Annotated in this window: 16 protein-coding genes; 4 read left to right on the forward strand and 12 right to left on the reverse strand. The window is 48.0% G+C overall.

The genetic code is table 11. The features are described from left to right. Positions 1 to 100 precede the first annotated feature (100 nt). The gene (gene yyaC / locus NYE54_RS29405) at positions 101 to 640 is read right to left on the reverse strand and encodes a spore protease YyaC (protein ID WP_339268069.1); all 540 of its coding nucleotides are present in this window, start codon (positions 638 to 640) and stop codon (positions 101 to 103) included. Positions 641 to 822: 182 nt separating this feature from the next. Here yyaC and NYE54_RS29410 point away from each other — a divergent pair, with 182 nt between their 5' ends. Then, on the forward strand, positions 823 to 1,050 hold the full coding sequence (locus NYE54_RS29410; protein WP_339268070.1) for a DUF1128 domain-containing protein: 228 nt from the start codon (positions 823 to 825) through the stop codon (positions 1,048 to 1,050). A gap of 112 nt (positions 1,051 to 1,162) precedes the next feature. On the opposite strand, the gene NYE54_RS29415 is transcribed toward NYE54_RS29410, so the two are convergent. Next, positions 1,163 to 1,882: a pirin family protein gene (locus NYE54_RS29415; protein ID WP_339268072.1), complete on the reverse strand. Its 720-nt coding sequence runs from the start codon at positions 1,880 to 1,882 to the stop codon at positions 1,163 to 1,165. 65 nt (positions 1,883 to 1,947) lie between these two features. After that, complete coding sequence (locus tag NYE54_RS29420) at positions 1,948 to 2,952, reverse strand: asparaginase (protein ID WP_339268073.1); 1,005 nt, start codon at positions 2,950 to 2,952, stop codon at positions 1,948 to 1,950. 282 nt (positions 2,953 to 3,234) lie between these two features. Between NYE54_RS29420 and NYE54_RS29425 the strand changes: the two genes are divergently transcribed. The 3 genes from NYE54_RS29425 (at position 3,235) to NYE54_RS29435 (ending at position 4,516) form a co-directional block, all read left to right on the forward strand. Beyond that, the gene (locus NYE54_RS29425) at positions 3,235 to 3,492 is read left to right on the forward strand and encodes a GlsB/YeaQ/YmgE family stress response membrane protein (protein WP_006212694.1); all 258 of its coding nucleotides are present in this window, start codon (positions 3,235 to 3,237) and stop codon (positions 3,490 to 3,492) included. A gap of 47 nt (positions 3,493 to 3,539) precedes the next feature. Next, positions 3,540 to 3,950, forward strand: a complete 411-nt coding sequence (locus tag NYE54_RS29430) for a YtxH domain-containing protein (RefSeq protein ID WP_076325431.1) — start codon at positions 3,540 to 3,542, stop codon at positions 3,948 to 3,950. Between the two features lie 134 nt (positions 3,951 to 4,084). Beyond that, positions 4,085 to 4,516, forward strand: coding sequence for a DUF5665 domain-containing protein (locus tag NYE54_RS29435; protein ID WP_339268074.1), 432 nt, complete (start codon positions 4,085 to 4,087; stop codon positions 4,514 to 4,516). Between the two features lie 87 nt (positions 4,517 to 4,603). On the opposite strand, the gene NYE54_RS29440 is transcribed toward NYE54_RS29435, so the two are convergent. From NYE54_RS29440 to NYE54_RS29480, 9 genes are all read right to left on the reverse strand, one after another. Continuing rightward, positions 4,604 to 5,581 carry a magnesium transporter CorA family protein gene (locus NYE54_RS29440; RefSeq protein ID WP_339268076.1) on the reverse strand — a complete coding sequence of 326 codons (978 nt, stop codon included), beginning with the start codon at positions 5,579 to 5,581 and terminating at the stop codon, positions 4,604 to 4,606. Between the two features lie 120 nt (positions 5,582 to 5,701). Beyond that, positions 5,702 to 6,472 carry a sigma-70 family RNA polymerase sigma factor gene (locus tag NYE54_RS29445; RefSeq protein WP_009594120.1) on the reverse strand — a complete coding sequence of 257 codons (771 nt, stop codon included), beginning with the start codon at positions 6,470 to 6,472 and terminating at the stop codon, positions 5,702 to 5,704. Continuing rightward, on the reverse strand, positions 6,469 to 6,918 hold the full coding sequence (gene rsbW / locus NYE54_RS29450) for an anti-sigma B factor RsbW (RefSeq protein ID WP_076325428.1): 450 nt from the start codon (positions 6,916 to 6,918) through the stop codon (positions 6,469 to 6,471). Before rsbW ends, NYE54_RS29445 begins: the two co-directional genes overlap by 4 nt. A gap of 32 nt (positions 6,919 to 6,950) precedes the next feature. Next, entirely contained in the window at positions 6,951 to 7,274 is a 324-nt protein-coding gene (locus NYE54_RS29455; RefSeq protein WP_009594079.1) for an STAS domain-containing protein, read from the reverse strand. 111 nt (positions 7,275 to 7,385) lie between these two features. Beyond that, on the reverse strand, positions 7,386 to 9,065 hold the full coding sequence (locus NYE54_RS29460) for a response regulator (protein ID WP_339268078.1): 1,680 nt from the start codon (positions 9,063 to 9,065) through the stop codon (positions 7,386 to 7,388). A gap of 20 nt (positions 9,066 to 9,085) precedes the next feature. Further along, positions 9,086 to 9,958: a protein-glutamate O-methyltransferase CheR gene (locus tag NYE54_RS29465; protein WP_076325426.1), complete on the reverse strand. Its 873-nt coding sequence runs from the start codon at positions 9,956 to 9,958 to the stop codon at positions 9,086 to 9,088. Positions 9,959 to 10,018: 60 nt separating this feature from the next. Continuing rightward, positions 10,019 to 13,678, reverse strand: a complete 3,660-nt coding sequence (locus NYE54_RS29470; RefSeq protein ID WP_339268080.1) for a response regulator — start codon at positions 13,676 to 13,678, stop codon at positions 10,019 to 10,021. Then, positions 13,675 to 14,850 carry a SpoIIE family protein phosphatase gene (locus NYE54_RS29475; RefSeq protein ID WP_339268082.1) on the reverse strand — a complete coding sequence of 392 codons (1,176 nt, stop codon included), beginning with the start codon at positions 14,848 to 14,850 and terminating at the stop codon, positions 13,675 to 13,677. Before NYE54_RS29475 ends, NYE54_RS29470 begins: the two co-directional genes overlap by 4 nt. A 231-nt stretch (positions 14,851 to 15,081) precedes the next feature. Beyond that, a complete protein-coding gene (locus tag NYE54_RS29480; protein WP_339268083.1) occupies positions 15,082 to 15,423 on the reverse strand; it encodes a general stress protein in 342 nt (113 codons plus the stop codon). Positions 15,424 to 15,465 lie beyond the last annotated feature (42 nt).

Genomic DNA, 15,465 nt, shown 5'->3' on the forward strand with positions numbered 1-15,465 from the left:
CCTTCTTTCTATTCAGCGGATGCCATGTGACAGACACCCATTATTTTATAAAGAATGATCTATTATTAAACAAAAACACCCCCGGCTGAAACGCCGTGTCTTACGGCCTAAGGCCAAAGGCTATAGCGGCTTGCTTCGCTATCTGCTCCGCCATCCCCATGACTTGGTATAGGGACGTCACTTGAAGAGTCCAATACGGTTTCGGTCCATGGACATTCACAACTGCTGCCACGCTGTAATCTCCCACTGCCGGAAGCCTCCCGCCGACGGACTGGGCAGGCGTCAGTGGACCCTCGCATGTAAAAAAATATCCGACTGACGAGGCTTGTCCCAGGCATGCATCAATGGCAATAATCGCCTTATCCTCAGGCAAACCTTGAAGCCTTGACTCAAGATTAAAAGCGTCGCACGGATCAGGCAGCGTCCCGATCACATGCGGAAAACCGTATTCCATGAGCCGGCTTCCTGTAAGCGGTCCGAGTGCATCTCCTGTGGAACGGTCGGTGCCTATACATAAAAATACAATGCTGTCCAGCGAATGCCGCTGCGAAATCGACCGAAAAAAATCCGTCAGTTCATGCCCCGACATTTTAGCTTTTACAGCCTGTACGCCTGGCGTCTTGCCGGCTTGTTCGCTCATGACGGCCCTCCTCCTTGATTACATCGCTTGAAACCTTGTCCCGCAGCCTGAAAAACCTTTTTTTCCTGATTTTAACCTATCTCTGTCTCCGATGGCAAAAACATTGGTCGAGCCACACGGTAACATGGTACAATACAGGGACGAAAATCGTAAATCAGCCTATGAGAGGATGGTGTTAATCCATGGATTTGAGTGAAAAATCCCAAGCCAATGTCGAGTATATGATTGAACAGATTAAAACCAAGCTTCGGATGGCTACAGGAGCTGCTATGCAAGCCTCCGCCTTCTCGGTTAACCAATATGATGACATTTATGATTTGTACGACATGGTCATAAATAAGCAAAACCTTAGTATATCGGAAGTGGAAGCTGTTGTCTCGGAGCTCGGGCAGTTGCGCGGGAACCAGTAGATCATCATTGCCCGAAAAGCTTGAAAAGATCAAAAAGAAGAGCCCTTGTATAGCTAAAAGCCCCCGGAACTTCGCTAATTTAAGCAAAGTTCCGGGGGCTTTCTGTCCTTCTCTACGGCATATCAATCATCACCACTTCTGAGTTCCCCTCACTTGAGTTCCCTCGGAATGTCAGCTCATGACGGCGCTGTATCCTGGCCGCGTCACCCGCTGTAATATCAAACATGCCGTCTTCCGATGATATTTCGACTTGACCGCTAATCACATACAAATGCATTCTCCGACCTTCGGCCAGGCTGTACGTCAGTTCTTGTCCTGTCTCCAGTATGGTACTGTACATTACAACATCCAGCGACTCGGGCAAGCTGCGTTCCCCGTGGCCCGGCCCCATAATCGGAAGCACCTGGTTCAATTGCTGTTCTTTTGTAAAATCGCCTTGATGATGACTGGTCTCAAGGTTCGGCTCCGGAGGTAGAAACCACATTTCCAGATAGCGTACGTCCTCGGAAGATGAGGCATTCTTCTCTGCATGGTACACGCCGGAGCCTGTATTCACGACATGAATCGAACCGGGCGTCAGCTCCATTTCTTTCCCTGTATCATCTTCATACGTTAACGTGCCTTCCAGCACCAAATGGACAATGACCAAGTCATGATGAAATCTTCGATCAAAACCTTCCATCGGTTTAAGCACATATTCATTATGTGCCAGCAAGCTTCCAAAATGCTCGTTATGTGGGTCTGTATAATCACCAAAGGAAAAGCTGAATTCACTATGAATCCCGTCTTTATGGGTCGTATGTCGTTCCGCTGCCGTCATGATTTTAATCATGGCCGGTCACCTCCGCCGTTTTTACTAATCAATACCCCGGCGGTTTCCGGTCTAATCAGTCATGCTTACGTATGAGTCAGCCTAAATGCGGTTTCCACCCTGCCTACTTTAAGGCCTTCATCGTTGTATAAATCCTTGGGATACGCGGCTTTCAAGCGATCGATGGTTGTTTTGTTGTTATACCCGATTTGCTCCAATATGGACTCCGCTACCCAGCCCCATTCTTCTTCAGAGCCATCTGCAATCTTGAACGAAATGCCTAGGTGCTCCTTCTTCAGACCCAAGCAGTACACACCTTTAAAGCCGCCCTTGGCCACAATATTATCATCTTCCAAAAGAAGGGTGTCCACCTTGTGATTTCCCGCCACCATATAAGGAGATGCATGCATGGCCTCCGTAATTCGGATGACCGCCCTTTGTGTTGGCTCATCCTCAATAAGTTCCGGGGATGCGAGCTTCATATAGGCTGTAGCCAGAGCACGAAGCGGCATGGCAAATACCGGCAGGCCGCAACCATCGGTTCCCAACCGGATATCTGAGGGAGCCAGTCCGGCCAAATCGGAAACCGTCTGAAGGATCTCCTGCTGCAGCGGATGTTCCGGCTGATCATATCCCGTCAGCGGATATCCTGCCATCTGGCAATAGGCCAGCATGCCATAATGCTTGCCGGAGCAATTATGGTACCATTTACGCTTGTCTCTCCGCTCTCGCAGAAGAGCTTCTTTATTTTCCTCATCCAGCGGCCAGCTGGACGCGCAAACCATGTGATCTTCGCTAATATTCACCTTGCGGGCAAAGCCTTCCAGCACTTCTATGTGAGCCGGCTCCGCCCGATGCGAGGCCGTCATGATCGCGATTTCCTTATCCGTCAGTCCATAATGGTCAGCAAGCCCGCCGCGGATGGAGGGGATCGCCTGCATCGGCTTGGCCGAAGAGCGCGTAAATGCGACATATTCCGGATCTCCCGCGTAAGCCTGAACGCTTCCTTGTTCATTAACAATACATATATGTCCATTGTGGACGCACTCTAATATGTCCGCCCGATATTCATTCACTAATACAGTGTCCATGTTGAATAACTCCTTCTATAACCGTCTGTGACCGTATTCCCGCCTTAGAAACCTCTTCATGCGTGGTACCTATATTCCTCGCTTATTCGAGGATTATTGCAAATCTGTATTCAGTATAGTACAAAAATCTGCAAATAACAGCAGGCTAAATTCCGCAGGGGACGGACACTCCATTTTATCTCCCGTTTCACGCTGTCCTGTTTCACGATGTGCCCTTAGGTTTAATTACGAGATAAGCAAGCCCACTCGAAAAACATTGCTCTTTAAAAAGGAGGCGATCGTATGTGGGGAATCATCATCAGCATCGTAATGGCAATCATCATCGGGATTATCGGGGATGCACTGGTTGGTCATGAAATGCCGGGCGGAATTATCGGATCCATGATCGCTGGTTTCGTGGGCGCATGGCTTGGACCATGGCTCTTCGGAGCATGGGGACCTGTCATTGGCGGATTTGCCATTGTGCCCGCTATCATCGGTACAGCTATCTTCGTATTCTTGCTCGGTCTTGTTGCCAAGCTATTTAGACGTACAGCCTGATTCTCGTGTCTATATTCTTTTTATATTAACTAAAAGGAGTGAAAGTTATGAATCACACAGAACAAGAACATCCAGTACAAAGCGGTTCCACATTCTTCAAAGGTGCTTTTATCGGTGCCTTGGTCGGAGCGGCAGCAGCTCTGTTGTTCGCTCCAAAGCCAGGCCGCGAACTGCGCGGGGATTTGTCCGAGAAACTGAGCATGGTAACGGATAAAACCAAGGAAGTTGCTTATACCGTAGGCGATAAAGCTTCTGAACTGGCCAAAACCGTGGGTACCAAAGCCTCCGATGTGATGGCCACCGTGAATGAAGGCCGCCAAAGCATTATGTCCAGCGTCAAGGAAGCATCGGCGGACGTGTCCAGCGAGGTTTCTAATGCTTCCAAAGACGTAAAGGATCAAGCGATGGACACTTCTTCCGATGTCAGCCGTGAAATAAAATCGACAACGAATGTTTAATTCGTGAGGTCACGAATAGCCAGCTGACACAGCTGGCTATTTTTGTGCCAGATCGTGACAGTCAGCTTATAAGCATCATATGGATTGATAATTGAAATGAAACGGCGCATTTGCCTAGAAAGCGGGGATAACTCATGAGTAAAGCGAACCCATATCATAGCGGCTCCAGCTTCTCGACCCGGAGCGGCAATCGTTCGACACGACGCGAGGAGCCACGAATGGAATCCGAAACTAGTAAAGAAAGGCGCTCCCGGGAGACGGATGATGTCCAGGAGCATCCCTTCGAACTGCGGCACGAGGTAAAGAAACTGAACACGCGGCTGGACAAAATTGCCACCATGCTGGAGAAATCCGAAATGAGGGACATGATCGATCATTACATGAATCCCAAGAAACGCATCATCGCCAACCTCACAGCCGGACTATCCCGGGGGCTAGGCTTAACGCTTGGCACGGCACTCGTGCTTGGTCTTCTGGGTTACATTCTCAGCTTCTTTGTCAACGTACCGATGATCGGGGATTTCATCTCGGATTTGCAAGGATATATCGATCAATCCAGATCATAGTGTTAACACATGAACACGCCCGGTGCCTTTAGGGGTCACCGGGCGTTGTGATCATTCTTGCTGCCATTCATGCATAACCTTTATGCCTCAAAGGTTTTTATTGCTGGACTTCACTTGAAGCAGGTCTCCCGTCCATCCCTTCGTGCGCATCCAAAGATACATGCCTCCGGTCCACAGCAGCGTAAAGCTGCTGACTACCGTAAATCCCCAAAACGTATTAATGGCGGGCAAATTTACAAAATTCATCCCCCATATGGCTCCGACCACGGTTGCCGGCGTGAATAGGACGGTAAAAATCGTCAGTGTCTTCATAATTTCATTGCCGCGGAACGCCGAGATTGCATCGTCTATCGATACCAGCGTATCGATTTCCCGCTCATAATGATAAATCAGCTTTTCCATTCTTTCCACTCGGTGCAGAAGCTGTTGAAACGAGCGGCTGCTATCCAGCTCGCCATGATACCCTTCCTTTGCAGCAGCGATCAGCTCCTGAAAAGGAATAAACAGATTGCTCCACTCCAGCAGCTCAAACCGGGACGAGAGAATGCTATCCATTAACGACCGGCTGTTGCGCGTGCGCATATCACGCTCGACAAGGCGCAGATTGTGCTCGAATTGATCCATTCCTGCATGGTAATAATGCAAAATGGCTCGAGCCAGCACAAACATCCCGTCGACAGGCTTTTGGCATTGATGAAGCATGGAAGCTCTATCGGACTTAGCCATCACGCTTCGGGTATGCTCATCCAAATTGATGGTGATCAGCACTTGGTGGTCTGTATAAAAATAGAATTGTTCCGACTTGTAATGATCGGCATCATCCGTAACCTTGTAAAGCATGGTTCCCATAATGACCGGCTCCACCCCATCCTTGAATCGGACGGATAAGTAGTTTCGTTCCTTTAACGTCGATGCCAGATCAAACCATTCGGCTGTATAAGGATAGCGCGTCCGAAGTTCACCGATCCAGGAGGATTGCCAGTCATCCGTTCGAACATCGTACCACTTCCATCCCCCTGCAATAGTATAAATATCCTGACCTTCCATCCTATCTGGCCCCAGCATGTTTCCCTGTCACTCCCTTCTATAAATACGAATCGTAGGTTCCAAAAAGGCACGCTTTCCTGTAATGGAGGAAGCGTGCCTTATGTTGCTATACGTCTGTTTCTACGAGGCTTGTCCATATCAGTAAGAAGAATTGGACATGATCTGCTTCAGTTTTTCCGTTGCCCGCTTCTGGATACGCGAGACACTCATTTGCGACACGCCTAACCTCTGAGCGATCGCTCTCTGGGACTGTCCCTCCTGAAATGCCAGCAATAGCACCTTCTGCTCTTGCTCCTTCAACTGGCTCATCGCCTGCTGAAGATCCATGCGCTTCTCAACGGAATCAAAATCATTTACATCCGAACTGATTAGCTCTCCAAGCGTCGCTCCGGTTTCTTCCTGAGATAAAGGGGAATCCAATGATACATAATGATAGCATTCACGTCCGGCTAGCACTTCAACCGTTTCCTCAACGGAAAGATCCAGGTAGGATGCGATCTCATTTACATCGGGAGATCTCTCCAGCTTCACCATCAATTCATCAATCGCTTGCTGAACCAAGGCACCCTTCTCCTTGATTCGTCTTGGTACTTGAATGTACCATGATTTATCACGGAGGAAGTTTTTCATATGCCCGATCATGCTCTTCATGGCATAGGGCTCAAACGGAATCCCCAGGCTGATGTCATATTGCTGCAGAAGGCGAATTAATGCCATTTGGCCAACCTGATACAAATCCTCATACAGGTCGGGCCGATTTCGGGCAATCTTGCCTGCCGCCATTTTAACCATCGGCTCATATTTCTTAATCAGCACCGTCGCGATATCGTTATCCTTCGTTTGCTGATACTGTTCAATTAAATGAACGGCTTCATCTCTGGACTCTTGGGGAGTCGCCTTATCACTCATACCGGCTCCTCGCTTCTTGCGAGCCGCTTTGTCAGCGTAACCTCGGTTCCCTTTCCAGCCTGGTTTGTCACGCTTACCTCATCCATAAGCGCCTCCATCAGGTAGAAGCCTAGTCCTCCGATTTGGACCTCGCTGAGATCTTTATCATGAAGTGTACGGTTGCCAACCGCTCCCACACTGTCGAAACTCTCCCCTTCGTCTCTGACCGTAATGGATAGCGAATCGCTGGTCACTTGAAATAAAACCTCTACCATTCCGCCTTCCTGACTATAAGCATACAAGACCGAGTTATTACAGGCCTCGGACACCGCGACCTTCATATCTTCGATCTCTTCATAGGAAAAGCCCATCTTGGAAGCTATCCCGTACAGATTCAGTCTTACAATATCCACATATTCAGCACTGGCAGGCAAATTAAGCGTTACTCTTTGTACATCTGAATTCATTCTTTTCGATCCTTTCCTATTGGGAATTCTTCTTACGACTGAAAGAACTTCGCAATACCCGTCATATCGAACAGCTTTTGAATTTGCGGCGGAACTTCCTCGACTGCAAAGCGTGCTTCCATGCCATGTCTTGCTTTCAGTATCGACAGAAGAATACCAATACCCGTGCTATCAATATATGTCATGTCCTTCATGTTGACGATCAAGTCTACTTCGGAATTGCCGACAAGAGGCTCCATGACTAACCGAAAATCCGGAGCGACGGACAGATCAAGTTCACCGCTCAAAAATACCGTGCATACGCCCTCGTTCATTTGGGTCTTAGCATTGAACTTATCATTCGTTTTTGTATTCATAGACACTCTCTCCCAATCATTTGTTTTCCCTTTACATAACCCGTTATCTCGCTTGTTGAAACAGGTTAGGTGGGTTGTAGACACGCTAATATATGGAAACCGATTGCTGCGCTAACCGTTGATGATGCGAACAGGGCTTGGGCTGATATCCCATCCTTCCGGTCCTACCGGTACATACCGGGATATCAGATGCTTCACACAGCTGATTTTGACCGGCTTGCTGATATATTCATTCATGCCCGCGTCAAAGCAGCGCTTCTGAATCCCGTCCATCACATTAGCCGTCATCGCAACCAGAACGGGAGGCTCAGCCTCCGGTTTCATCTGGCGGATCAGACGCGCTGCTTCAAGACCATCCATAACTGGCATCTGCAAATCCATGAAGATCATGTCGTAGACTTTAGGACCGGCAACCATATCAACCGCCTGCCTGCCGTCCTCCGCCATATCCGCTTTCATCCCCATCTTTGCCAGCATGCTTTCCATCAGTTTTCGATTAATTGGATGATCGTCCACAATCAGGATGTTTGGCTGCCTCTCCCCATGCACACGATATCTTGCCGAACGCTCCTCTTCCCGGAGTCGATGATACTCTTCCTCATGCGTATGAACGCAGATCGTAAATACGAAGGTGGCTCCCTTGCCTTCTATGGACTCAACCGCGATCTCTCCGCCCATCATCTGTACGAGCGATTTACAGATCGCAAGCCCAAGTCCTGTTCCACCATAGCGCCTTGTCATCGAGGAATCCAATTGAGAGAACGGCTTGAATAACCGATCAAGTTTCTTGGATGAGATTCCGATCCCCGTATCCTTCACTGTGAATTCAAGGGTTAACCGGTTCTCTTCAGCTTGGGCAAGCGAAACAACCAAATACACGCCGCCCTCATTCGTAAACTTCACGGCATTGGATACCAGATTCACCAACACTTGACGAAGGCGTCCCATATCCCCGAATATGATCGCAGGAATTTGATCCTCGATATAATACGTAAGCTCCAGATTCTTCTTGGAGGCTTCTCCAGAGAACAAACCAAACACTTCCTGAACGCAGGACTTGAGATCGAACGGATATTCCTCGAGCTCCATTTTGCCTGATTCCATCTTGGAAAAATCCAGAATGTCATTAATGATGTTAACCAAGGCATCCGCGCTGTTGCGGATAATCGTTGCGTATTCCCGCTGTTCATCCTGGAGGTCGCTGTCCATCAGCAAATCAATCATCCCGATGACGCCATTCATCGGCGTGCGGATCTCGTGACTCATCATCGCCAGAAATTCCGTTTTTGCTTTGGCGGCAATCTCCGCTTCTTCCTTGGCCAGCACAAGTTCCTGATTAATCTTTTCAAGCTCCTGGGTCTTCTGGTGCAACTGCATGGACTGAATTTTCAGCCTGTTATTGGTCCGGTACATATCGACAAAACCCTCGATCTTGGACTTTAAGATTTGAGGGATAAAGGGTTTAACCATATAGTCGATCGCCCCCGCGGAGTATCCTGCAAAAAGATGCTCCGCATCCTTGCTGTTCGCGGAAATGAATATAATCGGAATATCCTTTGTCTTGTCTCTCGCCTTGATCAGCCTTGCTGTTTCGATACCGTCCATGCCGGGCATTTGTACATCAAGAACAATCACGGCAAAATCATACTTCAAGAGATATCGCAAAGCCTCTTCCCCTGAAGTAGCTTTGATGAGCGTGTATTGTTCGCTGTCCAGAACAGCTTCGAGTGCAAGTAAGTTTTCAGGGCGGTCATCTACCAACAGAATATGAATCGGTTCGTGAAACCCCATGAGATCCTCCTACAAAACTTCTATTTAATCTTCCGGTATATTTTCTCCACCCGGTCCAGCGTCTCATAAGCTTCACTATAATTCGTAAAGTGAATAGACTCTTTAGAACCCAGTACGAGAATACCAAAATGGCTTAGACTCTCGTGAAATAATCCATGTACGTGATCCCGCAGCTGATCATTAAAATAAATCATGACATTCCGGCAAAAGATCACATTAAACTCGTTAAAGGAACGGTCTGTTGCCAGATTATGCTCGGCAAATATCATATTTTTCTTCAAAAACGGTTGGAAAATAACCGAATTGTACTTCGCTGTATAGTATTCGGAGAACGAGCGGGTACCGCCCGCCTCCATATAATTCTTGGTGTATTGCTTCATGCGTTTGATGTCGAATACGCCTTCCTTGGCCTGCTGGAGAGAACGTGAATTCATGTCTGTCGCATAAATCCGGGATTTCTCATACAGTCCCTCTTCATGAAGCAAAATAGCCATGGAATACACTTCTTCTCCAGTCGAACAGCCGGCATGCCAAATCCGTATATAAGGATACGTACGAAGCAATGGAACTACCGACTGCCTGAATGTCAGGAATAGTTTCGGATCCCTGAACATTTCCGTAACCGGAATTGATAGATTATATATGAGCCGTTCAAAACAAGAACGGTCGTGAAGTACTTTATCCTGAAGGGCTGAGATTGTGGATACGCCCTCGGCATGAACATGATGCCAGATTCTCCGCCTCAATGAGGGAATAGCGTAATTGCGAAAGTCGTAACCATAGAATCGATGAATTCCTTCCAAAAGAAGCTCAATCTCGATCTGTTCCAGCTCACGTTCGCTTTCCTCTGTTAACAACAGTTGTTCTGATTCCATATGGTCACTAGATGACATTACGCTTGCACCGCTTTCCCCGTGTTTATTTGCTACTTGTACTTTACCCACAAAAGCAGCTTACGAATACAACCAAACCCTCATAAGCGAAAGAAGTTGCTCCGTTTGTATCGGCTTCTTCATATAATCGGAAGCTCCCGCTTCAATACATTTCGCGCGATCCTCTTTCATGGCTTTGGCTGTCAGGGCAATAATCGGCAGTTTCTCGAATTCCGGCATTTCGCGTAAACGTCGCATCGCTTCATAACCGTCCATCTCCGGCATCATCATATCCATTAACACCAGATCATAATCCGGATGTTCCTGAAGCAGCTCGATTGCTTCCCGACCGTTCTCAGCGAAGGTAACTTCCATATGGTATCCCTCCAGCACGCTGGAGAGAGCAAACACGTTGCGGATATCATCGTCCACCAGCAGAATCTTCTTACCTTCAAACAGCTCTTCCTTGTTGTGCAGTTTCTGCAGGATTTTACGCTTATCTTCCGGCAAATCAGCCTCGACCCGATGGAGGAACAGTGTTGTTTCATCCAAAAGCCGCTCCGGCGATTTTACGTCTTTAATGATGATCGACTCCGCATATTTGCGTAGCTGCATCTCTTCCTTCGAATCAAGGTCCTTGCCTGTATAAATAATAATCGGCAGATCCACCAGTTTCTCATCGTCGCGGATCTGATCTAGCAGCTCAAAACCTGTCATGTCCGTCAGCATCAGATCAAGCACCATACAATCATAGTGCTGTTTGTGCAGCTCAGTGAGCGCTTCGGCGCCTGTGGATGCCGCCGTAATCGATACATCGTCATGACCAATCAATTCAATAATGGAATTCCGCTGAATATCATCATCCTCGACAATCAGCAGATGCTTCATCGATTTTTCCGTATAGGATTCGATATGCGTAAACGCGCCCTCCAGCGCTTCCCTGGATGACGGCTTCTTCAAGTAAGCGATCGCTCCCATCATTAATCCTTGTTTCACTTCATCCACGACCGAAATGACATGCACTGGAATGTGGCGCGTAACCGCAGAGCTCTTCAGCTCGCCCATGACAGACCAGCCATCAATAACCGGAAGCTGGATATCCAGGATGATGGCATCCGGTTTGTACGACTTGGCCATCTCCAGACCGATATCCCCCTGCAATGCAACCAACGCCTTGAAGCCGCGTCCTCTGGCCATATCCATAAGAATTCTGGCAAACTTCACGTCATCCTCAATGATAAGCAACACTTTATCTGTCGGTCCGAGCTGGTTGCGATCATCATCCACCTGTACGGATGGCTGAGCCTCTTTCGTAATCATCTTTGCCTTCGGCACGATCAGATTACGCTCCGGTGGTGCCTCAATTGCTGCGGCTGCTTGCTGTGTACCTTCTACCAAATCCGGAGGATTAGCTGGCAGGAAGAGTGTGAAGCAGCTTCCCTTGCCTTCTTCCGATTCAACCAGAATGCCTCCGCCCAGCAGACGGGAAAGCTCGCGGCTGATGGATAAACCAAGCCCGGTTCCCCCGTATTTACGGCTGGTTGTGCCGTCTACCTGCTGGAAGGCTTCAAAGATTAGATCCGTTTTATCAGCCGGGATACCGATACCGGTATCTCTGACAGCAAAGGCCACATAATCCGCTTCGGCATTCAAGTAAAGCGGAAGTTTCTCCTTGTCGGCCTTCTCCACATGCAGCTCGACAGAGCCGCTATTGGTAAATTTAAAGGCGTTCGACAACAGATTACGAAGAATTTGCTTCACACGATGGCTGTCCGTGACAATGCTCTGCGGAATATCTGCACCAATGTGCACACCCAGGTCAATATGCTTGCGGGATGCAACGGCGGCAAAATTCTGCTCCACGAAGGCTTCAATATCCGGAAGCTGAACATCCTCATAATTGATCTCCATTTTCCCTGCATCCACTTTGGACAAATCGAGAATCTCATCAATCATTTTCAGCAGATCGGAGCCCGACATATAAATAGTCTGTGCATATTCAATCTGCTTATTGCTCAGATTTCCATCCTTATTCTCCGACAACAGCTGTGATAATATCAGCAGGCTGTTAAGCGGGGTCCGTAGTTCGTGGGACATATTGGCCATGAACTCCGACTTATATTTGGTTGTAATCGAAAGCTGCTTCGCTTGCTGCTCAAGCTGCATTCTCGCCTTCTCGATTTCATCGTTCTTCTCTTCCACTTCCTGCACCTGTTCCTCAAGCGCACGCGTCTTGGCAACAAGCTCGGTATTGTAATGCTCCAACTCTTCCTGCTGGCGCTGCAGCAAGTCCTCGGAACGCTTGAGGGCATTGGTTTGCTCCTCCAGATTTTCGTTCGTACGGCGAAGCTCTTCTTGCTGGGTCTGCAGCTCTTCCGATTGAACCTGAAGTTCCTCGGTCATGGCTTGCGATTCGCGCAGCAGCTGCTCCACCCGCAGACGGCCTGTAATATTGTTCAGAATAATGCCAAGAGATTGACTCAGCTGAGATATTAGCTGCTGCTGTAATGAGGTTGTTTCCTCAAAGGCTGCCAACTCCATAACACCCATCACTTCATTTTCAAACAGAATCGGATAGATCATGACGGATACCGGCTTCGATGATCCCCATGCGGATTCCACCTTCATGTAATCCTCCGGTGCGCTTCTCAGTACGATCGGTTTCTTGTCGAATGCAACTTGACCAACAAGCCCTTCCCCGATCATGAAAGAAATCTTCGGTTCTTCGCCGCCTTCATGGGCGTAAGAGCCCTTCATCTCCAACTTATTCGGATGTTTGTCTTCTTGACGGATATAGATAGCTCCATAATGCGCACCCAAAATTGGCGTGAACTCGCTGATGAACCGCTGACCGACTTCCTCTAGGGAATTGATCCCCTCCAGCAGCTCCGTGACTCTGGCCATATTCGAGTTCAGCCAAGACTGATCACGCTGCGCCTGGAGATAGGTTTCCTCGATACGCTGCTTCTCAATAATGTCTTCCGACAGGTCTTTAAATACCCGAGCCACATCGCCAAACTCATCCTTGGACGTAACTTTAATACGACGGATCGCCTTCAATCTGCCTTCGCCAAAGCTCTTCAGCATCATGGAGACCACGTTGATGCCCCGGGTAATGCTTGGGAGAATCCATAGAATGACCAGCATTCCGATTAACAATCCGCCAGCCATGATATAGATGAACATTTGGACAGAGCGGTCATATGCCGCTTTTGCTGCTGTTATTTCATCATTGATCTTCTGGTTCTCATAACTGCTAAGCTCGTTCAAACTCGTCAGCATCTCTTCCTGGACAGCTTGTCCAGTCGAGCTGCGTAGCAGATTGGCCTCTGTTGCATTGCTCTTTGCCAATAGTTCCAATGTCTTGTTTTGATAAACGATATATTGATTCACCGCACGATCAATCCGGACTAACAATTGCTGCTCTTCGGCGGTATTTGCACTTTCCTTGATCGCTTTAAAATACGCCTGAGTTTGTGTTGTCATCGTTTCCAGTTCCTGTTCGGACACAGCGTACGTGGACTGGTCATTACTCAGTATCATATTCGTAAGCTCACGCGCCATATCGTTGACCTCTCCGCGCATTGCGCTGGAGTTTCGTACCTTTTGATAGCGCTCCTGATAGACCTGATCCATCTGGTCTTTCATATAAGTGATTCGGTCATAACCAATCAAGGTCAGAACCAGCATGAGCGCCAGTAAAGTCGTAAAACCAATGACTAACTTGCTCCTAAGCTTCATTGATTGGTTTCCTCTCCTTTTTTAAGAGATATCCAAACCAGGCATTTATCGTCCTCTCGCTCCTGCGATGGATCATCCACAAAATATTGCTCCTTCATTTCATCTTCTCGCCAATGATGAGGGCCGCCCAAATGTTCCTTCAAATACTCCAGCTTCTCGTCATGACCCCCCTCTACCAGCTCAAGCAGGCCATCCGTATACATAACCAAGTGTCCTTCGCCTTCATACTGAAAGCTTCTAGGCTCCATGTCTTCGATCCGGTCGAATAACCCCACTGGGCAGCAGCCTTGATCCAAGGTCATCACATCCCCGCTTTCCTGAAAGAAAAGAGCCGGAGGATGGCCTGCATTGACATAGTCCACCCGCTTCAAACGGGTGTCTACAACAAGATAGATCGCTGTAAAATAGTACTGTATCAGCTGTTCGCCGAGGTTTAACTGATTGAACCTGCGGTTCAATTCCTGAACCACCTTCTCCGGTTCGACATAAGTTGTCACCGTGTCCTTCAAAACCGAAGCGATGAACATGCAAAATAGGGACGAAGTAATCCCGTGTCCCATCATATCCAGCAGAATCACGCCATAACGGCCTTCGCCAAGCGGGTACCATGCATACAAATCCCCCGCCAGTTCCGCTGAGGGCTGGTATAACGCATGAATCTCAAGCTGATCATCTTCAATTGGTGAGCTCAAAACGGCATTCTGAACCATGGCCGCAAGCTTCAATTCAGCTTGGACCCGCTGTTCCCTCTCAATATGCCAGTCTTTCTCATGCTTCAACCGGAGCGCCAGACGAATCCGTGCCATAAGCTCCACCTTGTTGATCGGCTTCGTCACATAATCGACGGCTCCGGCATCCAGCGCTTCCGCCAGCTTCTTGGAATCCCCGACGGCAGTGACCATAATGATCGGTATATCTTTCAAATGCTCATATTGCTGTACAATACGGCAAGCTTCAATTCCATCCATCTCGGGCATCATCATATCGAGCAGAATCAAATCGATATCCGCTCTCCGGGGATGCAGCTCACGGCTGCGATCGCCAATCCCCAGATGTTCCAGCATTTCCAAGGCTGAAGATGCAGATAAAGTATTCTGATAGTTTTCCTTTTTTAAGATTTCTCGAATAATAATGACGTTAGTCGGATTGTCATCTACGATTAATATTCTCATTGCCCTCTCCCTTAACGTTACGGATTATACGATAGAAATCCTTTTCCTACTATTATACTATAATAACCTTCTGATCAATTGCCATAGAAAAAGGCTCTGTATCTTGAATCTTCCACCTTTACAAGGTTTATGGAACATTCTTTTAAAACATAGATAAGGAATGAGACGTCCAAGGTCTCATTCCTTATCTATGATTTAAGTCCTATAACGCATACCGTCGATGTTATGTCATTAATCTTTTTTAGCGATGACGAGTACTTTGCCTAGATCCAGCTGTTTCTCATAGAATCCAGCCTCGGCCTCCGTGAAGCCAAGCGATACGATTTTGGCGCGGAGCTCATCGCCGCGGGATCGGAATAAATTCGCAAAGGCATCAAACACGCCTTCTTCCTTGATGCCTACGTTGTTGGCATCGGATGCATCCACGATCCGGCTTGTCTTGTCCGAATCATGAGCCAATACATAAATTCGCTCCTGATCGTAACCGGACTGGCGCAGGTTCTGAACTTCCTGAACCGCTTGCGTACCGTTCTCAACGACTTTGGCATATGACTTCGTATTGGTAAATTCCATTGTGAAAACCTCCCCTAATAGTGTAAAACCTCAGTAGGTTGT

It is taken from the genome of Paenibacillus sp. FSL K6-1330, from assembly GCF_037976825.1.
In the GTDB taxonomy this organism is placed as follows: domain Bacteria; phylum Bacillota; class Bacilli; order Paenibacillales; family Paenibacillaceae; genus Paenibacillus_AQ.